Here is a 25,788-nt window from a genome sequence, read left to right as displayed (position 1 = left end):
ATCACTTAGCAGTAAAAAATAGGTATATATCATGTTAAATTAGTCTAGATCAAAGAATCGAACCTATTAACAAAATTGTTTTAATGTTTTAGTTGCTAAACAGTATGCTTTAAACATAATATTATATCAATATAACATTTAAATGATTTTATCAATAAATTAACTAACCTTGATTGTTGTTTGCAAAGTAAACAAACATTGTTTTAATAATTTTAAGAAGATTTCATTTTTGATAACGGCACTTTTTCCGTCGTTTTTCCAAGAGCTATAAAGTAGAGGACAATATAATGTCACAGTATAAAATATGGGAATGTCAGGTTTGCGCATGGATTTATGATGAAGCAAAGGGCTGGCCTGAAGATGGTATTGAGCCAGGTACTCGTTGGGAAGATATTCCAGATGATTGGCTATGCCCGGAATGTGGTGTAGGTAAAGAAGATTTTGACATGGTAGCTATTTCTGAGAGTGAGACCACTCCAGCTGCCGTAGCAGTTGCTAAACAAGACACACACGTTGAGACTATTGAATACAGCATTTGGGAATGCCAAGTGTGTGCATGGGTTTATGATGAGTCGAAAGGTTGGCCTGAAGATGGTATTGCACCGGGTACTCGTTGGCAAGATGTGCCAAAAGACTGGTTATGTCCTGAATGTGGCGTAGGCAAGTCTGACTTTGATATGTTAGAAGTTAAACGTGTTGAAGTACAAGTTGCTAATACTGAAGCTAGCACGACTACAACAGCAGAAGAGCCTAGCCAAGAACAAGTTATTGATGACTCTAAGCCAGCGATTGTAATTATCGGTACTGGTTTAGCAGGTTATAACTTAGCGAAAGAAATCCGCAAGCACGATACAACAACACCAATTAAAATGTTTACTAATGACGACGGTGCGTTTTACTCGAAACCGCAGTTATCTACTGGTTTTGCTAAAAACAAATCGGCGGCAGAATTAGTTAGCCAAACGGCTGAACAAATGGCTGAACAGCTGCACGCTGAAATTCATATCTTTAGCCCAATTACGGCAATAGACAGCGCGGCTAAAACTATTACTTGTAGCAATAACGGTATCCATAGTTACGGTAAACTTATCCTGGCTACTGGTGCAAGCTGTATTGAAGCACCACTAGATGGCAATGGTTTAAACCATGTTTATACGGTTAATGACCTACTTGATTACGCTCGCTTTAGAACCATAGCTAAGCATAAGAAAAAAGTATTAATTATTGGTGCTGGTTTAATTGGTTGTGAATACGCTAATGATTTAATCCAAACCGGTTACGACATTGAAGTTGTTGACCCAATGCCAACGGTATTAGCTAACTTATTACCTGAACAAGCTTCTAAGTCGGTTGAGTCAGCTCTTGCTTTAGCGGGTGCTAAATTCCACTTTGGTACTGTCGTTGAACGTATAGATACTAAAGGCAGCGGCGTAGTTGCTACCTTGAAAAATGGCGAGCAAATTGAAGCTGATATTGTATTAAGTGCAATCGGCGTAAGACCAAACTTAACCTTAGCTACTGCTGCTGGTGTACAAACAGATCGCGGTATAATGACTAACCGTCAACTAGAAACAAGTGTTGCAGATATCTATTCAATTGGTGATTGTGCGCAAGTTGATGGCCATGTGCTGTTTTACATCTTACCACTTATGGCACAACTTAAAGCATTAGCTAAAACCTTAACAGGTACGCCAACTACGGTAAGTTACGGTGCTATGCCAGTAATGATCAAAACTACCTTGTTCCCTGTTGTGGTTAATCCACCAGCGAGAGGCGCACAAGGTCAATGGCATTATGAAACGCAAACAGCGGAAGGTGTTAAAGCGGTCTTTAAAGACGCTAGTGGTCAAACACTTGGCTTTGCACTTACCGGCTCTCAAACGGGTGCAAGAAGCGAGCTTGAAAAACAGTGTCCACCAGTGATGCCATAGCCCTGAGCTAATAAAAACTAACTAAAAGCCCACTATTGTTATAGTGGGCTTTTGCTTTTTAGCATTTCTGTGATAAATCAACATTGTAATAATGATATAACCATAGTACATTTAAGCTATATCGCTAAAATACTAGCTAAGACTACAACAAAGAGTGAATAACATGTCAGAGAAAACACCTAGTAAATTCCAACAAGCCATCACAGGTGAATGGCATGGCCTTCCGTCAGTATTTGATGCAGATGGCAGCCATACAGGGTTTAACAAAGTAAACCGCGCTTCAGTATTTGAAGGTGACCGTACTACCTACTGGATGGAAACAGATTTCCAAAACTCAGGTCCTCTACGTAACCGTTTTGATACAGCCGGTGCGCGTTTTGAGTTTGGTGTTATTGATAGCGACCAAGACCGTGTATATTGTGGCCCTGACTTTATGGGTTCAGGTCGTCCTTATGGTTTATTAGTAGACTCTAACTATTACTCTCCGGGTTGGAATACTGATTTACGTACGGTAAACCTAATTTTACCTGAGCACGGTTTACAAGTTTACTCTTCACAGTTATTTGAAGCTGACACATTAGTTGCTGTATTTAATGGTTTATACGTAGTAACGCAAGATCATGAAACCAACCCTGAAACGCAAAAGTTTGTAGAAAACTTCTTAGAAGACGAGCAAAAAAATGCGAAAAAACCGTTTATCTTACCAGTTAAAAACCAAGGTCAATGGACTGGCACATTAGACGTACATAATGGTGATCAAGAGAAAATTGGTACTACCGATATTGTTATCGATTACACCCCTACTTCACTTCGTGAAGCTAATGTAACCGTAACAATGACAGGTGCTATTGAGCGTACATTTAGCTATAAGCGCTCACGCACTGATTCAGTACATACTTTTGAAGGTCCAGATGTATTTGGTAATGGTCGTGCTTATGGTCGTTACTTATGGAGTACTCAACATTTTTATGGTGAAGCGTTCAAACTTAAGAGCCGTGACACTTTAATTGATGACAAGTTTAGCTTATGTTCTGTTTGGCAGTTCTACCAATCAAATAAAGAAGTTTACACTACGTTTGGTGTACTTGATTGGCAAGAAGGCGAAAACGTATTAAACGCACAATACGTTAAAAAGTAAGGAGGTTAGTATGACTAATCCAGGTATTGATCCAATACAATTTCGTAATGCTTTAGGTAAATTCCCTACCGGCGTTACTATTGTTACTACTAAGTTTGGCGACGAACTTATTGGTATGACTATCAGTAGTTTTAACTCGGTATCGCTTGATCCACCATTAATTTTGTGGAGCATCGACAAAGGCGCACGTTCATTACCAGCTTTTAAAGAAGCAAGTAACTTTGCTGTGCATGTATTGTGTGAAGACCAGCAAGAAGTGTCTAACTTATTTGCCCGCCAAGGTGCCGATAAATTTGCCAACGTGGAACTAGAAACAGGTATTGGTGATGTGCCAATGCTAAAAGAATACAGTGCCCGTTTTCAATGTCAGGTTGAACATCAATATGAAGGCGGTGACCATGTAATTATCGTTGGTCGAGTGCTTGATTTTGATGCTCATGATTGTAAAGACCCGCTGGTTTTTCACTCTGGCAGATACGCAAAAATAGCATCTGAATAATCACTAACAACTTTGATTATTTAACACTTTAAATAAATGGCCGTTTAGTTTCCCTGCTTACGGCCATTTTTTATACCTTGGGAAAAGAGTAAATTTGATCTATTGTTATTAATAAATCGTATATCTCTAAAACCATAATTTTTATCCAAATAATGTACAGGAAGCACTATGAAAGCACTGTTTACCAGCTTATTATTGTTATGTTCTAGCCAAGTTTTTGCCGCCACATTAACCATTGAGATCAATGACATTGCATCAGAAAAAGGTGAAATTGTGATTAATGTTTATGACAAAGAAAAAAATTGGATGGAAGAAAAAAGCAAGTATATTACCAAACAGAGCATAGTACCTCTTGCAGGCCAAGTTAGAGACGGCAAACTGGTAACCACCATTGAGCTACCAGAAGGCGAATACGGTTTATATATTTATCAAGATTGGGATAGCAATAAAGAAATGGACTCAAACTGGATAGGCATTCCAAGAGAGCCAGTAGCAACGTCAAATAATGCCAAAGGCTCGATGGGTCCACCTGATTATGACGATGCTAAGTTTAATTTGCCGGCAACAGGCGCAACCCAAAGCGTTAATATTGTTGAGATATAGACAAGCTTAAAACCTTTAATAGCAAAATATTTTATAGCTAAAAAAGCCCGATAAGTTACTTTATCGGGCTTTTACTTGCTAAATAATAAACTTAATTATTGCTGCTTAGTATAACAATCTAAGATTTCACTCGCATGTGCAAACCAAACATCATCACGAGCGGCTAAATGCGCTAATACTTGCTCTAATTTAGCAATGCGATGTGGTTGACCTAATAACCATGGGTGGATTTGTAACGCCAGTATACGACCACCTTGGCTATCTGCTTCCGCAGCTAGCATAGACGTTGCATCAATTATTTGCTCAACGTAGCTTTGCTCACTGTGTAAGTTATTCATGAGTACGAATTGATCACTCAACTCGGTTGATAATGGCATAGACCACATCGAACCATTATTGGTGTTAAACGCATATGGCATGTCGTCATTTACCCAATCACAATGAAAGTCGATACCATTTGCTTTTAGTAACTCAGGAGTGTTTTCACTTTGATTTTTAGCTGGGCTTATCCAACCGCGGATCGCTTGCCCAGAAATTTCTCGAAGGCGCTGCACGCTTTTAGTCACCAGTTCAGCTTCAGCAGCTTGCTCTTGACCGCCAAAATGTAAGCTATCCATATTCCAGCCATGACACATTAGCTCATCTTCGCGCTTTAAAATAACATCGAGTAAGTAAGGATTTTGCTCGGCTAATTCAGTATTAATGGCAAAGGTAGGTTTAACACCATACTTGTCAAACGCCTTTAAAAAACGATACAAACCAACACGATTTCCGTAATCACGTAAACTAAAGTGTCTTAAATCTGGGTATGGCATAGTCATGCCACCCGGTACTTTAAATGGAACACCTTTTTGATCTAATGGAAACTGCTGTAAGCCAACATTAACCCATACCGCTAATTTTTTACCATTAGGCCATTGTACTGGTTTGCGTTGGGCTAACATGCTCCAGTCGTAGCGGTTATGGTCCATGCCATAACTACGCTCAGGGTATTGTAAATAACTATTATCCAACGCCATTATTTAGCTCCCTTAGTATTTAACGATAACACCCGATCATCAATATCGGCTTTCATCATGTCAAAGTAATTATCACGGTAGTACTCGGCAATTTCACGGCCTGTCGCCACCCAAACATCATCATGAGAAGTAATGTAGTCGAGTGCTTCTTCAAACGCCTTAATACGATGTGGACAACTCACTTGGTAGTTATGGGTGGGAATACACATTACCGTGCCAGATTCTTCGCCTTCTTGGTATAAACGATCAAAGTTATCTTTAAGCATTTGTCCGTAACGGCGCGGTTCTATTTTATTGACCACAAACGCTATGGTGTCATTCATTTCTAGTGAATAAGGAATAGAAACAAAACGCTTATTGCTGCGCGTGTGAATGTTAGTTGGCTGGTCATCATGGAATAAATCACAGGTATAAATACCAGCATCATTACCAAATAATTCGCTGCCAACTTCAGCAAATAAATCGATAGTGTGATCAGAATGAGACAAGGCAGGCGCTAAATAGCCCGCACATTTTTGGCCAGTGCTGCGATAAATAGTCTCCATTGAGTCTTTGATCATATCGCGTTCTTGTTGCTCACTCATACCATAGGTATAACGTGTGTTGTAAATGCCATGACTAAAAAATTCCCAGTCGCGTTCACTACACATTTCGATAATCTCAGGATGGTGGTCACACAGCGCGGTAGATAATGAAATTGACCCACGAATACCGTATTTTTCTAATAGCTCCATTTGACGAATATGGCCAACTCGGTTGCCATAATCGCGAATACTATATCCAGGTACGGCAGGGTTTGGCTGTGGCCATGCTGCACGATGAGGGTTTTTAGGTGGATTTAATTCGTAGAATTCAATATTGGGCGCAACCCAAAAAGCTACTTTTGCGCCACCAGGCCAAGTGATCTTTGGACGATTTTGATAAGGCCAATAATCGTAGTATTCAGGATTAGATTTCATCGTATTACCTTTTATTCGCCTTGCGATTGTAACCAAGCTTTTACGTCGGCTACGTCTTCAACATCGGCGTATTTTAATAATAAATCAGTTAAATTGGCGTAGTGGTAGCTTTCATGTTTATCGGCTACACATTCTTCAGGAACGATAGTACGGTAACCACGAGATAGGCTGTCTACCGCAGTAGCGCGAATACAGCCTGAAGTAGAGCCACCAGTAAGAATTACCGTATCAACTTGATGCCATACTAATAAAGACTGTAATTGTGTCTCAAAAAACGCTGATGGCATTTTCTTTAGATAAATAACATCTTTAACTTTATCTATTTCTAATCGGTCATCAAACTCACTGCGACGTGAGTCAAACTTTATGTTTTGCAAAGAGTCTTCGGTGTCGGTTCTTGTGCCCCAAATACCGGCGTCCGATGCATCTTCCATATAGGCAACATGGGTCCATACTACAGGCCAACCTAGCTTGCGGAACTCTTTAGCTAATTCATTTACGTAGTCCATTTGCTTAGGGTCTGTTTCGTATGCGGTTTTAAACTCGTCAACACAGGTGTACGCTTTTTGCGGATCAATATTTACTAATACCGCCTTTTTACCAAAGCCGAATTTTTTTCTGCTAGGATTAGCTTTGATTTCTAAATAAATTTCTTTTGCTGTTAATGTTGTAGTTTGCATAGGGCTCTCGTTTTAATGGCAAAATTGATATTTGACATATCTTTATAACATTTGCATTGATATGCTTTCAATCATTATTAATGACGTATAAAAACAAGGCAATGCCACAGTGAATGACAATAGACATATGTCAATTAAACTGAAAAAAGCAAAAACCTTAATGGGAGAAAAACGTGAGCGCAGTGCAATCTAACTGGGAAGACATTTTATTACTTAACGATCAGTTAAGTGAAGACGAACGCATGATCCGTGATATGGCTCGTGATTTTTGCCAAGAGCAATTACAGCCAGGTATTCTTATGGCTAACCGTAATGAAGTATTTGATACCAACATTATGCGTCAGTTTGGTGAACTTGGTTTACTTGGTGCAACGATTAATGGTTACGGTTGTTCAGGTGTTTCTTACGTTTCATACGGCTTAGTTGCTCGTGAAGTAGAACGTGTAGACAGTGGTTACCGCTCTGCAATGAGTGTGCAGTCATCACTTGTTATGCACCCTATCAACACTTGGGGTAGCGAAGCACAAAAAGAAAAGTATTTACCTAAGCTTGCTACTGGTGAGTGGATTGGTTGTTTTGGTTTAACTGAACCTGATGCAGGTTCAGATCCTGCGGGCATGAAAACTCGTGCTAAGAAAGTGCCAGGTGGTTACCAACTAACGGGTAGCAAAATGTGGATCACCAACTCCCCAGTTGCTGACGTATTTGTTGTTTGGGCTAAAAGTGAAGCACACGACAATCAAATTTGTGGTTTCGTTTTAGAAAAAGGCATGAAAGGTCTTTCTGCTCCTAAAATTGAAGGTAAAATGTCGCTAAGAGCTTCTATCACCGGCGAAATCGTAATGGACAGCGTATTTGTTCCTGAAGAAAATATGTTCCCTGATGTACGTGGTTTGAAAGGTCCGTTTAGCTGTTTAAATATGGCTCGTTACGGTATTTCATTTGGCGCTATGGGTGCTGCTGAAGATTGTTGGCACCGTGCCCGTCAATATGGTTTAGACAGAACACAGTTTGGTAAGCCATTAGCACAAACGCAATTATTCCAAAAGAAATTTGCCGATATGCAAACTGAAATTACCCTAGGTTTACAAGCATCACTGCGCGTAGGTCGTTTAATTGATGAGAAGCGCTTTGAACCAGCAATGATTTCATTAGTTAAGCGTAATAACTGTGGTAAAGCACTTGAGATCGCGCGTATGGCTCGTGACATGCACGGTGGTAACGGTATTGCTGATGAATTCCACGTAATTCGTCACATGATTAACTTAGAAACTGTTAATACTTACGAAGGTACGCATGATGTACACGCCCTTATCCTTGGCCGTGCGCAAACAGGTTTACAAGCGTTTTATTAAAAACCAAAGCTAAACGTTAAATTTAAGGCTAATATACTTTAAGTGTATTAGCCTTTTTATTTTTGTGAGACCTGATGAAAGTATTACCCATCTTACTAGTATTTACCCTTTGCTCATGCGCAGCATCTTTTCAACCAAGACCAGAAGCCAATGTTGCCCCTGAACTGCCAAAACACCTTGATGAAGACAATTACAAACATAACGATGACGACGGTATGGTTTTAGTGGCTGGTAATTGCAAAGAGTTGCAAAATAATGAATATTGCGACGATTTAAAACGAAAAAAAGCAGATGATCAAAAGCAGTTAGATGAGTCTTTAAAAAAACACGTAAAGCAATAAGTTAAGCTTAAGTAGAGCGTTGATGTTTAATGGCTACGAACACCAATATTACTGCGATAAGTAAGAGCATTAGCGCTAATATTAGCCCATATTGGCCATTTTCTTGTCGAGCTTTTAAGGCGGACTCAGGTGGCAAAATAATATGCCCGTCTACATCTAGTTGCCAAATTTCATTAGCACTCAAATAAACACTCGCCTGTTGAGCATTACTCAGAGCTTTATAGACTGTATTAAGATTTGGCAAAATACCGTCATATACAAATACTTTTTGATTAGATAGCTCAAATTCTAGCGAGTCAGAATACCTACTTTTAATTTTTTTTACAGCAACAACATAACCCGTTTGCTTAGTTAGCTGTGTAGGCACTTGTGTCGGCTGATGGTTCCAACTCCATAAACCAACACAAGCCAAAATTATTGAGAGTATAATCCCAAATAGAACAACTTTTATTTCACTAGATAAAATGTAAATTTCAACCTTATAATTTCCCAGCCTAGTTAATGAACTGGGAATAATTTTATGCCACCTTAATATAAAATGGCACGATTACTCTAAGTCTAGATCATCTGCTGGGCTTTCATCATCTTCATTAACTTGCGCTTTATTGCTACCAAAAACGGTATGGAATTGCTTAGGCGTTAATGTCTTATTTTGGTATTTAACCCAAGCCTTTTCATAATCAGTTGACGGTTCTAACTCACCTTTACTGACTTTTACAAACTGCTCTTCTTCAGCGGTTACAGGCTCACGAGTACCAGCAGATAACTCTTGAAAAGCAACGCCATATTGCTCAACTATTTCCGTTTCAGAGTAAGTAAAGTCGCCTGAACGCCCCATTCCTCTTGGATAGTTTTTATCATCATAAAATCTACGGGTAGTTTTAAAACTGTCTTTAGATAATTCATTTATAGCCATGCTAACTGCCTCAAAAAAAATATATTAAAAATGAATAAAAGATTTTTAACCCAACTTTTATTTGTTGGCAATAATTTTTTTGTGATAACTAAAAAAAAATCGGCATATAACAATTTATGATTAATTTTAGTGCAAATAATAAATAGAGTGCGCATAAAAAAGACGACTTAAAATTAGTCGCCTTTGAAGTATTTACTAGCTAGAAATTATCCTGCTGGATAAACATAACTAGATTGAATTCCTAACGGTATGCCTAAGCCCCAATATAGAAGTAAGAAGGCCGTCCACAGTAACAAGATACAAATAGAGTAAGGCAACATAATCGATAACAAAGTACCTATGCCCGTTGATTTCACATAACGCTGACAGTAAACCACCACTAACGGGAAATAAGGCATTAACGGCGTAATGATATTAGAAGACGAATCCCCTAAGCGATAAGCGGCTTGAGTTAAATCTGGTGAAATGTTTAATTGCATCAACATAGGTACAAAAATAGGCCCTAACAATGCCCATTTAGCTGAAGATGAACCGACAAATAAATTAACAAAAGCAGTAAGAAATATAATACCAACAATAGTAACCATACTTGGTAACTGCAATGCCTTTAATACTTCCGCGCCTTCAATCGCTAATAATGCACCTAAATTAGACTTACCAAAAGCATCAATAAACAAAGCACAGAAGAATGCCATAACAATGTAATAACTCATGCCTTGCATTGCTTTGGTCATGGTATCAATCATATCTTTACTGGTCTTAAAGGTGCCCGACATATAGCCATAAACAACACCTGGCAGTAAGAAAAGTAAAAAGATTAACGGCACAATAGATTGCATTATAGGGGCAGAGAACGAGGTTAACTGTCCACTAGCATCACGCATTGGCGAATCACTTGGCATTAAGATAAACACTAACGCAACGATACCACCTAGCATAGCTAAACTAGCATATTTAAGTGCTCGAGATTGCTTTTGGTCAAGCTCATCAAAGCGAGGAATTTCGCTTGGGTCGCCATCAACTTCAACATCTTTAAGGCGAGGCTCAATAACTTTATCTGTTAAATACCAACCAATTGACACAACCAACAAGGTTGAAGCCGAGTTAAAAAACCAGTTATTTAACGGGTTAATTTGGATATCTGAATCAATTAATTGCGCCGCACTTTGAGTAAAACTCTGTAGTAAAGGGTCAATAGCTGAAGGAATAAAGTTGGCACAAAAACCACCACTCACACCTGCAAATGCTGCCGCAATACCAGCTAGCGGGTGCCTGCCCATAGCATAGAAAATAACACCAGCAAGAGGGATAACTAACACATAGCCAGCATCTGTTGCAGTGTGACTAACAATAGCAACCAACACAACCATAGGCGTTAGTAATGCTTTAGGTGTGCGGTCAAGCATGCGTTTAAGACCGGCACTAATAAAGCCAGAATGCTCAGCAACACCAACACCTAACATAGCCACTAACACCACGCCCAAAGGCGCAAAGCCAGTAAAGATTGTTACCATGCGAGATAAAAAGTCGGCCAAACTATCGCCAGTGAGTAAGTTGTTAACCACAACCGCCTCACCACTTCGAGGGTCGATAGTATCAAAGGTTACTTGTGAAAAAATTGCCGATAAGATCCAAACGATAAATAAGCAAAATGCAAAGATAATGGCAGGATCAGGTAATTTATTGCCGACTTTCTCAACCTTATCTAAAGCGCGCATTGTCCAGCTAGTTGATGTTGACATAATAGCTCCGTATTTTTGTTCTAATTATTTGATTATGTATTGATGAGTAATTTTGCCATACCTAGTTGCAAAGTACCAACGAGGGATATTTTGTCTTTTTCTATAATGTAATTCTACTGTTAAATTGTTATCCTCTACCTAATTCCAACAAAAATAATAAAAAGCATTATGGATTACACTACTACTGTTCTCGTCACCCTTATCATCTACAAAATCATCCTTGTAGGCATTGGTTTTTACGCCAACAAAAAAACAACTAGCACCGAAGACTACTTTATTGGTGGTCGTGGCCTTGGACCTGTTGTTGCCGCTGTTAGTTCTGCCGCATCGGCATCTTCGGCTTGGACATTACTTGGTATGAGTGGCGCAGCCTATGCTATGGGCTTGTCTGCTATTTGGATTGTGCCAGCCGTTGTTGGTGGCTATATGTTTAACTGGATGTGGTTAGCACCGCGCCTACAAAAGAAAGCCGATGCTGAAAAGTCAGTCACGTTAACGGAACTATTAGCTAATGGCAGTGATAAATTAACTAAACCTATCTTATGGCTTTGTTCGCTTTGCATTGTGGTTGCCTTTACCTTTTATATTGCGGCACAGTTTCAAGCGGCAGGTACAACCTTTGCTTCTACCTTTGATGTTTCAATGGAAGGCAGCATATTACTTGGTACAACCATCATACTTATATATACATTGCTTGGTGGATTTTGGGCAGTGAGTATAACCGACACCTTACAAGGTTTATTAATGGTAGTGGCGGCTTTAGTGTTACCTATTGCGGCTTTGTTTGCTATTGGCGGACCATCAGAGTTGTGGCAACAAATGGGCACTGTCTTTACTGAATCTCAAATGAGTATCACTGGCGAACATAGTGGCATTATAGCCTTAGCATTCGTGTTTGGATTGGTTTCCATAGGACTTGGAAACCCCGGCCAGCCTCATGTAGTAAATCGAATGATGGCTTTGCGTGATGAAAAGTCAGTTAAGCAAGCTAAATTAATTGCCGTAGGTTGGGCAGCAATAGTAATCACAGGCATGTTGATTGTTGGCTGGTCGGCGAAAGTATTGATTGAGCCGGTAATGAATAGTGAACAAGCTTTACTCGACGTTACCAACCAATTATTTCCACCTGTTGTTGCGGGTGTGATCATAGCAGCTATTTTATCGGCGATTATGTCGACTGCGGATAGCCAATTATTAGTATCCGCTTCAGCGGTTTCTTATGATGTAGCAGCAAATAAAAACAACAAAAATAGCCTACTTTATTCACGCTTAACCGTAGTGATTATGTGTGTTATTTCAATGCTAATCGCACTGTATGCACCAGATGATATATTTTCTCGAGTGCTGTTTGCGTGGAATGCTTTAGGTGCAGCCTTTGGCCCTTTATTAATTGTGAAAGTAATGAGCAAATCGGTAGATGGCAAGTATGCCTTTGCTGCGATTTTTATAGGCTTTTTCTTGTCTGTAATTTTAAGTTTATTTCCATCACCACCGGGTGATTATTTAGAGCGTATCGTACCATTTGTATTAGCATTTATTATTGCTTGGTTTGGGCGTAATCGATAACAAAAGCGGCTGATAATAGTTTGATAAATTTTGTAGTAAAGTGGAACTGAGCAAGCGGTTACCAGTTCCACCTTTATTGCCTTGCATATAGCGTATTTATTATATTTCGGTCATTTCATTTAGCGTAAATTGTGCAACTGCACCTTCTGTAGCAGACATGTATTGTGCCAAGTGTGGTGCATTCATATGTGTTTGCCAAAGCTCTCTTGATTCCCAGTTTTCATAAAATAAAAAATGAGCTGGGTCTTCATTATCCTGATGAAGATCATATTGAATACAGCCTTTTTCTGCTCGTGTAATAGGAATCAATTTTTCAAGCTCTGACTTAACTAAATCAATTTTTTCAGGGTGAGCCTTAATATTTGCAACGATGGTAAGTTTTGACATTACGTTTTCCCAGTTAAAATAAACACAAATGCAAGTATAGCAATATATCAGCTTATTAATTGTTAGGTTTTAAAATCACCTTACCATCGCTTTTATGCAAAGCGTAATGCTCAAGAGCTTTTGGAAAGTCCTCAAAATTAAACTCACCATAAATATCTGTTTGAAAAACACCATCAGCAAATAGCTTTTGCACTTTTTTACTTAAGCTTAATACCTGCCATGGTTTAGCATTGCCAATGTAGGTGGCTAACCAAAAACCTTCCACTTTATGTTGCTTAAAAATTACATCGCCAACAGCAAATTGGCCACCAATAGGGTCGTGTGTTTCAGTTAAGCGACCATAAACTATGGCGGTTGATTTATTTGGCATACACGACATAACAGTTGGCGTATCAATATCAGAAACTGCATCAAGTAATACGGTGGCTTGCATTGCTTTACACGCTACTTTTAACTCATCTTTATAAGTTTCATCGCTGCTGACCAATACTTTATCAGCACCGAGTTTTTGTAATGCTTCAACATTCGCAGCAGAGCGTACCGTAGCAATGGTTTTAATATTGCGCATTTGTGCGTAACGAATAACCCCTTTACCAACTTGGCTTGCAGCCGCGTTAATTACTACCGCTTTAGCGCCTAATTCTATTGCTCGCTCTACTAAACATACAGACGTACAAGGGTTTACTATAATGGTTGAAGCTTGCACGTCACTAATGTCTTTACGTACCGGTAAGCAATAGTTTGCTTTAGTAATCGCATATTCAGCCCAAACACCATCACCACCCGGTTGTGCTGAGATTGCTACTCGCTTGCCAGTTAACCACTTACCATATAAACCCGCATTAGCACTGACCACAATACCGCAGCCTTCAAAACCAACAAAAGCGCCATCAACAGGGGGTAAGCCGTATTTACCCATTAAATAAACAAGATCTGATGGGTTAATTGGCGCAGCTAGCATTTTAACTAACACCTGCCCGGGTTTTAATTTAGGTAGTGGTTTTTCTAATAGTGATATTCGCTCAGAAAGTGGTGCTTCCATATCGTCAATTAAATTAAGTGAGAAACCTTTATTGGTGCTTGGGTATTGGTTCAAAATACAATCCTTGAGGGGTTATAACTATTAGACAAAAAAACGGTCAAAGCTGTGTATAGACAATACTATACGTAACTTTGACCGAAAAAGCTTTTAGCAATTGGTTGATAGCAATACCACTTCAATTTAATCAAAATGGTATTAAAAGCTTTTAGAACATGTTACTCACTAAAAAAAGCAGCTTTAGCTTCAGCGCTAATGGCAATACCACTTACGTGAGCACGTTGCAGTAATTCCCAAAAATAGCGGTATGTTGCTCTATCATGTAACTCACCTTTATGCTGAATAGGACCCCAATCTGCCGCTTGTGCTGCTAATAAAATTGCATCGGCATCTTCTACTTCTTCATAGTTTGGTTTCATCGCATCAACAATGGCATTGATTTGTGTTGGATAAATACTCCACATACGCATAAAGCCAAATTCATTACGAGCACGCGTTGCATCGTCTGTTGTTTGCTGACTATTTTTTAAGTCTAAGGTTACGTTGTGACAAGGTATAACACCATTAGCTAAGGCTGCAGCAACCATTTCTGTTTTAGCTCGCTTTAATAAAGCGTGATCAAACTGGCCAGGGCTACGCATAGCCGACGCAGGAATTGCGCCGTAATGGCCTGATACAAAATCCATCATGCCAAAATCGAGCACTTGCACCCAAGGTGTAGCGGCTAATTGCCATACATCGCGTAGTGCTCCATGTGTTTCAATAAGAACATGAATAGGAATTTCACGCTTAATGCCGTGCAGTTGTGCGCTACCTTGAATATAAGTAACCATATCTTTAATTTGGCTAGCTTGCGTACATTTTGGCAAAGTAATGTAGGCAACTTTTTCACCACAAGCAGGAATTAAGATATCAACATCTTTTTTCCAATGAGGATGAGATGGATCATGAATACGCACCCCCATCATGTTATGTTTATTGGCTTCGCTACCAATGATACGCCCTACCATTTCAGCATGCTCTTGCTCAGATCCAGCAGCAGCACCATCTTCACAATCACAAGTAATATCAAATACAGGACCAATTTTATCCTGCATTTCCATTGCTTTAAGGATCAGCTTTTCTGAGCCCGCAAAATGTTCACAACTTGGAATAACTGGAAACGGCTTTTCAGCATCGAACAAAGCGACATTAGGGTGAACAGCTGCAGACATAGTAAATCTCCTTAAAGATAAAAATAGTAATTTATATACTTAAAAAATGTTATGTAAATTTATTACATAATGGCTGTAATTATGTCAATTAGCTTTTAGTAGACTTACGACTAATTAACTAGAAACTTTTTTCTATTTATCATTTTTATGTTGTTAACAGAAAGTAAAAACATACCTTTTAAATTATTTTTACTTAAATCGCCAATCTAAGACTAATTGCTAAGTTACAAGACAATCGATTCAGTTTATAACTTTAACTTAGCAAAGTTATATCAAATCTGTTGTTACTTTGGTGACACTTAGCGTGTTAACAACTTGTTATAACTTACCCTAACCTTATGTATAAAAAAATTCAAACATTATTTAAAACATTTGTTTGAAATAAACACTCTAATGATGTAATTATATATGTAAGCTTTCATTTTACTTACAAAAATGAAAATTTGATTTAATAAAATATGTTACTGGTTAACTAAAAACAGGGGAAAATATGAACTATCATAACGAGTTCTTAGATCAGGTAAACGAAGAAGATGTACTTGGTGGCTTTTGGCCAGGCATTCAATTGTATTACCCTCCTGTCAAATATTCACCGAAAAATGGTGAATACGAAACTATGGCTGAAGCCACAGATCGTATGCGCAAACATGCCCATAACTGCCCTGCTCATACTTTATTGTTCGATTTAGAAGATGGTTGTCGACAAAAAGAAATGAGTCGTGAGCTATTACTTAATGAGCTACCCAAATTTCCTGATCGTTCTTTTCAAATTGCCTTACGCATAAACCCGTTTAGAACAGAAGAGTATGAAAAAGACTTAGAAATGATCATGCAAGTTGCTGAGCATATTGATGTGATCGTATTAGCTAAAGCTGGTGAAATGTACGGCGCGGCTGAGATTCGTGATTTATCTGCTTGGCTTTTAGGGGTTAACCCAAATATAGAGATTCAGCCAATTATTGAGCACCCTCGCTCTTTGAAAATAGCTTCTGAATTAATGGCATTTCCAGCTGTTAAACACGTTGTTTTTGGTATTCATGATTTCTCAAAAGCAATGGCTATTCACCTAACTCCTGAAGGTTGGATAGATGAATTACTTACCTATTTACGCATGTTGCTATTAGAAGCAAGAATTGCCGGTAAAGGTGTTATTGGTGGTGTTGAAGTACTGATTAACGAACGCGGCATGCCAGAAAAGTTCATTGAACCTGATGACGTACGTCGTTGGTTAGACTTACATGGCGATCATGAATCTCATGTTGTGCATGGCCATGCTGTGGTTGAAACACAAATGGGTTTAACCGGTAAACAATTGATCCATCCATACCATATTCATTTATGTAAGGTGGCATTTACCCCGTCACCTAAAGAAATTCAGCGTAACGTTAAAATTCTGCAAATGGCAATTGATGCCGATGCATTACTTGGCGGTGCGATTAAATTTGAAGGTGAAATGCTCGATCCGCCAATGTTTGGTAAGGCCCTACAAACCTTACTTCGAGCTTACGCACTCAAATCTCTTGATGAAAAAGACAAACAATTTGCTATCGATGTTCTGAAAAAACTACCGATCAATGTTATTCGTGAAAACTGGCCATATGGACGCATATAATGATTAAATTTAATGACCTTTTAAACCAAACAGCTAACGGCTGGAAATGGACTATTCCTGAAAATTTTAATATCGCTTATGCTTGTGTGCGTCAGCATGTTGAACAAGGTAAAGGCAGTAATGTCGCACTAATCATTGAAGATGATAAGCAAGGTACTACCGAGCTAAGTTACTCGCAACTAGATACTCTTAGTGGTCGTTTTGTTTATACCTTAAAGGAGCTAGGTTTAAGCAGTGACGATAGAGTCTTAATTCGTCTGCCAAACTCAGCAGAATATCCGGTTAGCTTTTTTGGTTGCCTAAAACAAGGCGCGATTGCGGTACCAACTTCTACTCTACTATCTGCTCCTGAGGTTGCTTATTTAGCTAAAGACTCTGGAGCTAAGGTGTTAGTTACGGCTAAATCTATGTGGCCAGAGCTCAAATCAATTTTAGAGGAAGACACCCAACTTACTGCGGTTTTATTATCAGGCAGCGGCGATATGCCAGAGCTTGATGATGATATAAAAATCAAAGTATTAGATTTAGATGCACTGTTAAATGACAGTCCCAATGATGACACTATCGTTAATTGTAGTGTTAACGCGCCAGCCTATTTAGTTTATACCTCAGGTACAACGGGCTACCCGAAAGGCGTATTACACGCCCATCGTTCGCTTATCGGACGATTACCAGCAAGTAAATTTTGGTTCGACTTTAAAGAAGGCGATCGCATTATGCACTCAGGTAAATTTAACTGGACCTACGTACTTGGTTCCGCGCTAATGGATCCACTATTCCATGGCCATACCGTTATTGTGCATGAAGGGGCTAATGACGCCTCTACTTGGCCAAAACTTATCGCTAAACACGATTGCACTATATTTATTGGTGTACCAACAATTTATCGCCAAATCATTCAAAAGACTGAATTTAGCGGCGCTGACGTACCATCTCTTCGTCATTGTATGAGTGCAGGTGAACACTTATCCGATGAAATGCTGCATGCGTGGAACGACCGTTTCGGTATGGACGTTTATGAAGCTATTGGTATGTCAGAATTCTCTTATTATATTTCACAAAATAAGCAACAACCTATCCGTCCAGGTGCTGCAGGTTTTATTCAGCCAGGTCATGGCGTGGTGTTACTTAATGAAGAAAATAAACCGGCAGTTGCTGGTGAAGAAGGCATGATCGCTATTTCGGAAGACGACCCAGGGTTATTTTTAAATTACTGGCAGTTGCCACAAGAAACAGCGAAAGCAAGGCACAGTGGTTATTTTTATACCGGTGATTATGCTCGCATTGATGAAGATGGTTATATTTGGTTTGTTGGCCGTAAAGACGACATCATTAATACCTTTGGTTACCGTGTATCGCCTCATGAAATTGAGCGCGTGATCAAAACTCACCCAGATGTAGCCGACTGTGTTGCATTAGGTGAAGAGCTAGGTAAAGACAAAGTACTAGTAAGTGCCTGTATTATTTTAACGCCAGATGCCACTACGACAGAACAAGAGATCTTAGCTTTTGGTAGTGATAATCTAGCTAAATACAAAGCTCCTAAAATTGTGCATTTTTATGATGACTTCCCGCGCACAAAAAATGGCAAAGTACTACGTAAACAAATGTTGGCTGACTTAGCCGAAAAACAACTAGCAACTCAAGGAGCTTAATTATGCCATGTAATGAAGATACTAATTATCGACCAAGACGTAGTGCATTATATGTTCCTGCGCACAAAAATAAATACATTGAGAAATCTCGCGGCCTTAATGCCGACACTATAATTTTTGACTTACAAGAATCGGTGCCACCAAGTAGAAAAGCTGAAGCTCGCCAGCTATTAGTTGATGCCTTAGCTAACAGTGACTTTGGTTATTCAGAAAGAATTGTACGAGTAAATAAACTCAATTCTCCTTGGGGTTTAGATGATTTAGCAGCAATTGCTGAGCTTGATATTGACGGTGTGTTATTTCCAAATATAGAAAGTGGTGATGAGCTTAAACAAGCAATTATTGCTTTAGATAATGCCGGTGGTGAAGCAAAGTCAGTAATGGCAAATATTGAGTCCCCTTTAGGAGTTTTACGCTCAGAAGAAATAGCTGCAGCGAGCGATAGATTAACCACTATTGTGATGGGTACAACCGATCTTGCTAATTCACTACGCATCAACGTTACCTTAGATAGGCAAGGTTTATTAACTTATTTATCTATGTGTATATTAGCCGCGCGAGCGCACCATAAAAGCATTTTAGATGGGCCTCATTTTAACCTTAAAGACGTTGAAGCTTGCGAATTTAGTTGTCGTCAAGCCAGAGATTTAGGTTTTGATGGTAAGGCGGTTATTCATCCTATACAACTAACTTATACCAACGATGCTCTTACACCAAAAGGTGAAGATGTGCGTAGAGCCAAAGCTATAATTGATGCCATGGAAGTTGCTAAATCTGAGGGGCAAAGTGTAGCCGTTATTGATGACCGATTAATCGAGCCATGTCTTGAACAATGGGCAAGTCGAGTTATTTGTTTATTCGACAAGGTTCATGAAATTGGCCAAGGTGAGTTGTTAGGTTAGCTTGCTACTAGACCAATGTTGCGACATTGGTCTTCATTACTTTCAAAATCTATCGCATTAAGTAAAAGAGTATTTATGCAAAATAATAATTATCTGCCAACACCAACAGGTTTATTTTTTGATGATTTTATTATCGGTCAAAAGCTTGTTCACGGTGTACCAAGAACTATCACTGAAGCAGACGCTACTTTATACACAGCACTAACGGGCTCTAGGTTTGCTCTGCATTGTGCAACTACCGTGGCAAATTCAGCAGGTTTTAGCGCCATGCCGGTGGATAATTTTTTATTATTTCATATTGCCTTTGGTAAAACCGTTAACGATGTTTCACTTAATGCAGTAGCTAACTTAGGTTATGCCGAAATTAAGTTTGCACAACCTTGCTTTGCTGGTGACACCATTAGCGTTAGCAGTGAAGTTATTGGCTTAAAAGAAAACTCCAATGGCAAAACTGGCGTTGTTTACGTACATTCAACAGCCACTAACCAGCACAATGAAATAGTTCTTAGTTTTAAGCGTTGGGTAATGGTACACAAACAAGCTGGAGTTGCAGCTACAAACATCAATCAACTGCAAAGCTTACAAGCTGAAGTAGTAACCGCTGAACAAGTAATTCCTAGCGCACTTAATCTAGCGCAATGGCAAGATTCATTCAGTGATAATCAACGTAAAGCTAGTGACTTTAATGTTGGCGACAGCTTATTTCACCGCGATGGCATAACCATAAATGACTCTGATCATTCACTAGCTACAAGACTTTATCAAAATAATGCCCGCGTGCACTTTGACCAACACATGATGGATGATTCCAAACATGGCAAACGCCTTGTTTATGGCGGACATATAATTTCGCTCTGCCGAGCACTAAGTTATAACGGTTTAGGTAATGCTATTTGGCTCAGCGCAATCCATGGCGGTAGTCACTGTAACCCGTCATTTGCAGGCGATACGATTTACTCACAAAGCACCATTAAAGAGATTAGCGATGTTGAAGGTAAAGATGATTTAGCGATTGTGAGGATAGAAATGTTAGGTATTAAAAATAATAATCCTGACAATATGGACTACTTATATCAACAAGATGGTAAGCGTAAAAAGTACCACAGCGATGTGGTACTTGATTTAGACTATTCGGTGCTAATGCGTAAGTGATTTATATTCTACGCAGCTTATACCAGCTCTCTTAATTAAGTGTTCTAGTTTTTTCATTTCAACCATTATAAATGATCAGCTAGTTATGAGGATTAGTGTAACTTTTACCCATTTTATAATCTAATTGTACTGTTAGCCCAGTGGCCTCGACCGCTTTACCATTTTCAAACTTAGGTGCATAGCGCCATTGTTTTAAAGCATTTAAGCTACTTTTGCGAAATATTTTGCTGCTACTTTTCAATACCTTGGGCTCGCGTACCATACCATTTTCATCGATATTAAAACTCAACTGCACCCAACCTTCTTTGTGATTTCTTGCGGCATTTATTGGGTAAGTTGGTGCGATCCTGAATAAAGGTATTTGTTCTTGATTATCATCCCAAGGGCGAATTTCACCAATAGCGATACAATGCCTAGTTGCTTCATCACTTTGCTTTTTATGTTCATATAACGCAACTAAGTGTGCACGTGAAACTAGCTCGTAGGGGTGTGTATAATTTTCAATTGACTCATATAGTTGTATGTTTTTTTCAAATAGCTCAATTGCTAAACTTTTCTTTGGCGTAGTCATCCAGTACTTTGCTGCCCAAAACCTATGCTCTAGTAATCTGCCATCGTCTGGATGCAACTTTGCACTTAAATCGTTATAACTGTTTTTTAAGATAACAGCCTTGTTACTATTAAATTTAAGTAAAGCTTTACCTGCACTCAATTCAATATTTGCCTTCAAAACAGGTTCTACTTCAGCATCGTTTAAATACTCTAAAGCAGTACTGATAATATCAATAGCTTGCTCTTTATTGTTAGATGGGTACTTACTTGCACTTAAGATCATGAAATCAATCACATCTATTGATTTAGCACCATATTTCTTCTTAAGCACCGGCATAACTATTTCACCAACTTTCGGCGAATCCGTATCATTACTCTTCATATGAGATAAATAATTTAGCCCTAAATTGGCGCAATTAATATTATGCTCACCGTATGCCTTACAGCCAAATTGATAGCTCTCTTTAGCGTATTGATAGGTGATACCTGCATCACCTTGATCAAGTGATTGCTTATATGCACCATATGCTTGCTTAAAGAGCTTTTTATATTCAGTTTTGCTTTTTGGGGAATCTGCTGCCTGGCTATATGCGTGGAGAGGGGTAAGAAAAAGAATACTTAAAAGCACTCTTTGGTAAATCATTTTCATCCTGAAACCTTTATTAGTATTTTTATAGAACCTTGAATGGTTAATCCTATGTTAAATGATTGTAATATAAATTAACACCATAAAGGAATCTTCTAACTAACCGATCTAAAAACCAACAGCGAGACAACACTATTGTAATATTCAATATCACCAAGCTGTAACTTTTTGCTGTTTTTATAGGCTCTTTGGGTTAAGCTCGCATTTCATTTATTTTTTAAGTAGTAGACCAAATGAAATTTTTAAATATTAGCTTCTCATCTTTGTTACTTAGCAGTTTATTAGCCCTTAGCTCTAGCGCTAATGCTACCGTTGTATTATTCAAAACCAATATGGGTGACTTTGAAGTTAACCTATTCGATCAAGAAACACCTGAAACTGTTGATAACTTTTTACGCTACATAGAAACAGGCGCTTATAAGAATTCAATTGTACATCGCTCAGTAAAAAACTTTATCGTGCAAGGTGGTGGCTTTAGTTACAACATAGATAACAACAATATTGTTGATGAAATGAAATTTACAGCAGTAATGAACGAACCAAAGTTCTCTAATGTGCGTGGCACTATTGCTATGGCTAAATTAGGAAACAACCCTGATAGTGCAACTAACCAATGGTTTTTCAATGTGGCTGACAATGGTGCAAATTTAGATAATCAAAATGAAGGTTTCACCGCTTTTGGTAGAGTGACTGGCGATGGTATGGAAGTTGTTGATGCAATAAACCAGCTAGACTTATATAACATTACCGACCTGCCAGCCTTTACTGATACACCTCTTAGAACTGAGCCATCAGGCGATGGCATTAACGAACAACACTTTGTATTGATCGAGTCTATAACTGTAATTGATGCCAATGAAGATACTCAACCAAATCTGCCACCTAAATCAACAGCTGAGCCAACATCTGAAAGTGGTGGTTCTTCTGGTGGTACAGTCTTTTGGTTATTGAGTATACTTAGCTTGGGTCTATTTAGAAGATCAGTAAAAAGCTAGATAACTTTTATGAAACTTAGAGTGTATATATTTAAAGCGCCAATTCGTGTGATTCGAATTAGCCGTAAACGTAGTGTCTTTCGCTTAAGGCGACAAATGCTGCGCGTTAAATGTGCACTTGCACAAGAACACGATGAAACCAAAGAAATGCTTGCTATTTATGGCAAATACACTCGCCGTAAAGCCACTCCGGAAGAAATGAAAGTGGCCAACAAGCAATTTTTAGATGTGTTAAAAGGGCTTGGGTTAGGTGTATTTGCGGTACTGCCCTTTGCACCAATCACTATTCCTTTAGTGGTTAAAGTAGGTAAATTAGTGGGCATAGACATTATGCCCAGTTCATTTAATTCAGAGCCAAAGAAGCTTCCTAAAAAAACAGATTAGTAAACTCTACTTTTCAGCTACTCTATATTTTTCAAACCAAGCTAAAATATTACCCACTTTCTGCACTAAATTACTCGGTCTTGCTGCAATGCTATGACCCGACTTTTTAATCTTAACCATAGCCGTATCAACATTTTGTAGCTTTAATGCTTGATAATATTGCTCGGTTTCACTCATTGGCGTGCGATAATCATTTTCACCAGTAAGTAACATTGTTGGCGTTTCGACATTACCAACTAGCGAAAGTGGTGAACGCTTCCATAGGTGCATAACATGATCCCAAGGCTTACCAGGCATCCAATACTCAGTAAAATAAGTATAGCCATCAGCAGTTAAACTAAAGCTTAGCCAGTTAATTACCGGTTTAGCGACAACAGCCGCTTTAAAACGCTTAGTTTTGCCGACAATCCATGCAGTTAAGGTACCGCCACCGGAGCCACCAGTAACGAATAATTGCTGCTCATCAATGTAACCTTCTTCAATAACACCATCGACAACATCCATAAGATCGTCATAATCTTGCGACGGGTAGTTGTGATGAATTAAATTAGCGAACTCTTCACCGTAAGATGTACTTCCTCTAGGGTTAGCCCAAACAACTACGTAGCCTTTGGCTGCCATAAGTTGTACTTCCATGGCAAAGTTAGGACCATAAGCCGCATGTGGGCCACCATGTATTTCTAGTATTAATGGATATTTTTTCTCAGGGTCAAAACCTGGAGGTAAGGCAATCCAAGCTTCGATACGCTTTTCATCAAATGAAGAGGTTACAGAAATACTACGAACTTTAGCCAATTCTTTATGACCGAATAAGTCTTCATTTAAATTGGTTAGTTGGGTGATTTCGCCTTTAGTGTTCACTACTGCTAAGTCAGCAGGTCGCTGTGCATTACCTTGTGTAAAAACAACTCGTCCATCGCCAACGGCATTAAATTCGCCCGAAGTATAAGGACGTCCTAATGATTGCCCACCTAGTTTGGTTTTCATGGCGGTAAATTTACCATTTAAGGTAACAAACCCAAGTTGTTCTTGCCCATGATCGGCATAGCTAAAGTACAAGCCTGAGCCATCACTTGCCCACTGGATATCATTGACACTTCGATCAAGTTTTGGCGTTAAGTCTTTCGACTTTTTGCCATTTATATCCATCACATATAGATGACTATTTTGACTACCAAGCTTTCTATCTTCGGTAACTAAGTAAGCAATATTTTTACCATCTGGGCTTAATAATGGCGAGCTATCAGGACCCAAGCGCTTAGTTAACTCAGTAACTTTGCCATCAGCAATATTGATTGCGTAAACATCTGACTCTACTGGGCGCATAGCCCAATTAGCATGTCTGTCGGCATCAATGATTATTTGTTTGCCATCTGCGGTCCAATTTATAGGTCCGCCATGGTGAAAATCACCAGAAGTTATTTGGCGAGGAGTACCACCTTCACTTGGCACCAGAAAGATATGACTAAAACCAGCAGGTACATAACCGCCGCCATCACGACGATAAGTAACACTATCTATATAGGTTGCTGTACCGGCCCATTTTGCCCCTTTGGGCTGCTTTGGCATTTCTTTAAAAAGTGCATTACTTTTGCTAGGAACAAACATTGAAAAGGCAATTAATGACCCATCCGGCGACCATGAGATTGCTCGCGGAGAACTTTGTAAGTTGGTTACACGTGCTGTTTGTCCGGTATCAAGCCAGCGCACATACAGCTGACTGTCACCTTCAAAGCTAGAAACATAAGCAAGCTGTTTACCATCTGCTGATAGCGTTGGCGAACTGAAATTTGACTTACCTGAAAGTAGTGGGCGGTTGTTACTACCATCTAAATTAACTTGCCAAAGGTTGGTACGAGTAGAGTCACTCATAATATCCATTGAGCGACGTTCGTAAATGACAGATTTTTTATCCGCACTAATAACCGGCGAAGATGCGTACTCTAATTCAAATACATCAGCATATTGCAGTACACTTTTCGACTCTTGTGCTTGCACCCCATTTACGTTTGCTATGCAAAATAAGCTTAACGAAAAGGCAATTAATTTATTTCTATTTTTTATGGCTAGCATGACAATCAAGACCATCCTTGTTAATTATTTATTAACTTACTTTAGCTGAACATTCGCAATTAGTATATAAACTAAAAATATCGCATAGACATAGCAGGGCGAATAAAATAATCTATGATTTTAAACGTTTGAAATACTTAGCTCATTAAGCAATTAAAGCGCCTTAATGAAATTAATATAAGGAAGTCATTGATGAAGTTAATAATGAAAACTGAATTTGATAATTTACGTTTAAACGATAAACATGAATATGAAAGCGACAGTAATGGCGACAAGCAAACAGTAAAAATTTATTGCAATGACAAACTTATCGCTAAAAAGCTGCAAATTAAAAAGTCGATTCGCTATTTTGGCATTAAAGAATACAAACAATACTTAACCGAAGAAGATCAACACGCTTGATTTTAATAGACAATTTAAAGGGATTT

General features: G+C 38.8%; 25 protein-coding genes and 2 pseudogenes. 16 read left to right on the top strand and 11 right to left on the bottom strand.

Annotated elements, in window-relative coordinates; all coding sequences use genetic code 11:
• Positions 1-287: 287 nt before the first annotated feature.
• From FNN08_RS16450 to FNN08_RS10305, 6 genes and pseudogenes are all read left to right on the top strand, one after another.
• Positions 288-461 (top strand): annotated as a pseudogene (locus FNN08_RS16450) (rubredoxin); the annotation flags it as partial.
• A gap of 72 nt (positions 462-533) precedes the next feature.
• A pseudogene (locus tag FNN08_RS16445) lies at positions 534-689 on the top strand (rubredoxin); the annotation flags it as partial.
• On the top strand, positions 678-1,931 hold the full coding sequence (locus FNN08_RS10320) for an NAD(P)/FAD-dependent oxidoreductase (RefSeq protein ID WP_260679336.1): 1,254 nt from the start codon (positions 678-680) through the stop codon (positions 1,929-1,931). The pseudogene FNN08_RS16445 and the gene FNN08_RS10320, both read left to right, overlap by 12 nt.
• Before the next feature lie 163 nt (positions 1,932-2,094).
• Positions 2,095-3,069: a hypothetical protein gene (locus tag FNN08_RS10315; protein ID WP_143585461.1), complete on the top strand. Its 975-nt coding sequence runs from the start codon at positions 2,095-2,097 to the stop codon at positions 3,067-3,069.
• Positions 3,070-3,079: 10 nt separating this feature from the next.
• Entirely contained in the window at positions 3,080-3,568 is a 489-nt protein-coding gene (locus FNN08_RS10310; protein ID WP_143585459.1) for a flavin reductase family protein, read from the top strand.
• A gap of 168 nt (positions 3,569-3,736) precedes the next feature.
• Positions 3,737-4,171, top strand: coding sequence for a DUF2141 domain-containing protein (locus tag FNN08_RS10305; protein ID WP_143585457.1), 435 nt, complete (start codon positions 3,737-3,739; stop codon positions 4,169-4,171).
• Between the two features lie 95 nt (positions 4,172-4,266).
• Here the strand turns inward: FNN08_RS10305 and FNN08_RS10300 are convergent, their stop codons facing one another.
• From FNN08_RS10300 to FNN08_RS10290, 3 genes are read right to left on the bottom strand one after another with little or no spacing between them, the layout of a single operon-like run.
• On the bottom strand, positions 4,267-5,190 hold the full coding sequence (locus FNN08_RS10300) for a polysaccharide deacetylase family protein (protein WP_143585455.1): 924 nt from the start codon (positions 5,188-5,190) through the stop codon (positions 4,267-4,269).
• On the bottom strand, positions 5,190-6,149 hold the full coding sequence (locus tag FNN08_RS10295) for a polysaccharide deacetylase family protein (RefSeq protein WP_143585453.1): 960 nt from the start codon (positions 6,147-6,149) through the stop codon (positions 5,190-5,192). Before FNN08_RS10295 ends, FNN08_RS10300 begins: the two co-directional genes overlap by 1 nt.
• An 11-nt stretch (positions 6,150-6,160) precedes the next feature.
• Positions 6,161-6,829, bottom strand: a complete 669-nt coding sequence (locus tag FNN08_RS10290; protein ID WP_143585451.1) for an isochorismatase family protein — start codon at positions 6,827-6,829, stop codon at positions 6,161-6,163.
• Positions 6,830-7,002: 173 nt separating this feature from the next.
• Here FNN08_RS10290 and FNN08_RS10285 point away from each other — a divergent pair, with 173 nt between their 5' ends.
• The gene (locus tag FNN08_RS10285; RefSeq protein WP_260679319.1) at positions 7,003-8,184 is read left to right on the top strand and encodes an acyl-CoA dehydrogenase; all 1,182 of its coding nucleotides are present in this window, start codon (positions 7,003-7,005) and stop codon (positions 8,182-8,184) included.
• Positions 8,185-8,258: 74 nt separating this feature from the next.
• Complete coding sequence (locus tag FNN08_RS10280; RefSeq protein WP_143585449.1) at positions 8,259-8,525, top strand: hypothetical protein; 267 nt, start codon at positions 8,259-8,261, stop codon at positions 8,523-8,525.
• Positions 8,526-8,532: 7 nt separating this feature from the next.
• Here FNN08_RS10280 and FNN08_RS10275 read toward each other — a convergent pair whose 3' ends face one another.
• The 3 genes from FNN08_RS10275 to FNN08_RS10265 all read right to left on the bottom strand — a co-directional run bounded on the left by FNN08_RS10275 (position 8,533) and on the right by FNN08_RS10265 (position 11,183).
• Positions 8,533-8,892, bottom strand: a complete 360-nt coding sequence (locus FNN08_RS10275; RefSeq protein WP_143585447.1) for a hypothetical protein — start codon at positions 8,890-8,892, stop codon at positions 8,533-8,535.
• Positions 8,893-9,072: 180 nt separating this feature from the next.
• Positions 9,073-9,441 (bottom strand): DUF413 domain-containing protein, encoded by a 369-nt coding sequence (locus tag FNN08_RS10270; protein WP_143585445.1) that lies wholly within the window; start codon positions 9,439-9,441, stop codon positions 9,073-9,075.
• Between the two features lie 206 nt (positions 9,442-9,647).
• Entirely contained in the window at positions 9,648-11,183 is a 1,536-nt protein-coding gene (locus FNN08_RS10265; RefSeq protein WP_143585443.1) for an AbgT family transporter, read from the bottom strand.
• 168 nt (positions 11,184-11,351) lie between these two features.
• On the opposite strand from FNN08_RS10265, the gene FNN08_RS10260 reads away from it, so the two are divergent.
• Positions 11,352-12,749: a sodium/proline symporter gene (locus tag FNN08_RS10260; protein WP_143585440.1), complete on the top strand. Its 1,398-nt coding sequence runs from the start codon at positions 11,352-11,354 to the stop codon at positions 12,747-12,749.
• Between the two features lie 99 nt (positions 12,750-12,848).
• Here FNN08_RS10260 and FNN08_RS10255 read toward each other — a convergent pair whose 3' ends face one another.
• From FNN08_RS10255 to FNN08_RS10245, 3 genes are all read right to left on the bottom strand, one after another.
• Positions 12,849-13,136 carry a putative quinol monooxygenase gene (locus FNN08_RS10255; RefSeq protein ID WP_143585438.1) on the bottom strand — a complete coding sequence of 96 codons (288 nt, stop codon included), beginning with the start codon at positions 13,134-13,136 and terminating at the stop codon, positions 12,849-12,851.
• A 55-nt stretch (positions 13,137-13,191) separates the two neighbouring features.
• Positions 13,192-14,232, bottom strand: coding sequence for a zinc-binding dehydrogenase (locus FNN08_RS10250; RefSeq protein WP_143585436.1), 1,041 nt, complete (start codon positions 14,230-14,232; stop codon positions 13,192-13,194).
• Positions 14,233-14,393: 161 nt separating this feature from the next.
• Entirely contained in the window at positions 14,394-15,389 is a 996-nt protein-coding gene (locus FNN08_RS10245) for an HpcH/HpaI aldolase/citrate lyase family protein (protein WP_143585434.1), read from the bottom strand.
• A gap of 490 nt (positions 15,390-15,879) precedes the next feature.
• On the opposite strand from FNN08_RS10245, the gene FNN08_RS10240 reads away from it, so the two are divergent.
• The 4 genes from FNN08_RS10240 to FNN08_RS10225 all read left to right on the top strand — a co-directional run bounded on the left by FNN08_RS10240 (position 15,880) and on the right by FNN08_RS10225 (position 20,710).
• Complete coding sequence (locus FNN08_RS10240; protein ID WP_143585432.1) at positions 15,880-17,001, top strand: HpcH/HpaI aldolase/citrate lyase family protein; 1,122 nt, start codon at positions 15,880-15,882, stop codon at positions 16,999-17,001.
• Positions 17,001-18,656 (top strand): acyl-CoA synthetase, encoded by a 1,656-nt coding sequence (locus FNN08_RS10235; RefSeq protein ID WP_143585430.1) that lies wholly within the window; start codon positions 17,001-17,003, stop codon positions 18,654-18,656. Before FNN08_RS10240 ends, FNN08_RS10235 begins: the two co-directional genes overlap by 1 nt.
• Before the next feature lie 2 nt (positions 18,657-18,658).
• Positions 18,659-19,558 carry an HpcH/HpaI aldolase/citrate lyase family protein gene (locus FNN08_RS10230; protein ID WP_143585428.1) on the top strand — a complete coding sequence of 300 codons (900 nt, stop codon included), beginning with the start codon at positions 18,659-18,661 and terminating at the stop codon, positions 19,556-19,558.
• A gap of 75 nt (positions 19,559-19,633) precedes the next feature.
• Positions 19,634-20,710: a MaoC family dehydratase gene (locus tag FNN08_RS10225; protein ID WP_143585426.1), complete on the top strand. Its 1,077-nt coding sequence runs from the start codon at positions 19,634-19,636 to the stop codon at positions 20,708-20,710.
• Between the two features lie 79 nt (positions 20,711-20,789).
• Here FNN08_RS10225 and FNN08_RS10220 read toward each other — a convergent pair whose 3' ends face one another.
• Complete coding sequence (locus FNN08_RS10220; protein WP_143585424.1) at positions 20,790-21,911, bottom strand: energy transducer TonB; 1,122 nt, start codon at positions 21,909-21,911, stop codon at positions 20,790-20,792.
• A gap of 230 nt (positions 21,912-22,141) precedes the next feature.
• On the opposite strand from FNN08_RS10220, the gene FNN08_RS10215 reads away from it, so the two are divergent.
• On the top strand, positions 22,142-22,903 hold the full coding sequence (locus FNN08_RS10215; protein ID WP_143585422.1) for a peptidylprolyl isomerase: 762 nt from the start codon (positions 22,142-22,144) through the stop codon (positions 22,901-22,903).
• Between the two features lie 9 nt (positions 22,904-22,912).
• On the top strand, positions 22,913-23,287 hold the full coding sequence (locus tag FNN08_RS10210; RefSeq protein ID WP_143585420.1) for a hypothetical protein: 375 nt from the start codon (positions 22,913-22,915) through the stop codon (positions 23,285-23,287).
• Between the two features lie 6 nt (positions 23,288-23,293).
• Here the strand turns inward: FNN08_RS10210 and FNN08_RS10205 are convergent, their stop codons facing one another.
• A complete protein-coding gene (locus FNN08_RS10205; protein ID WP_143585418.1) occupies positions 23,294-25,360 on the bottom strand; it encodes an alpha/beta hydrolase family protein in 2,067 nt (688 codons plus the stop codon).
• A gap of 204 nt (positions 25,361-25,564) precedes the next feature.
• On the opposite strand from FNN08_RS10205, the gene FNN08_RS10200 reads away from it, so the two are divergent.
• On the top strand, positions 25,565-25,762 hold the full coding sequence (locus tag FNN08_RS10200; protein ID WP_313904983.1) for a hypothetical protein: 198 nt from the start codon (positions 25,565-25,567) through the stop codon (positions 25,760-25,762).
• Positions 25,763-25,788 lie beyond the last annotated feature (26 nt).

It is taken from the genome of Thalassomonas sp. M1454, assembly GCF_007097525.1.
Classification (GTDB): Bacteria; Pseudomonadota; Gammaproteobacteria; order Enterobacterales; family Alteromonadaceae; genus Thalassotalea_A.
Note: the sequence above shows the minus strand (reverse complement) of the source record. Positions and strands in the feature narration are given on the sequence as shown.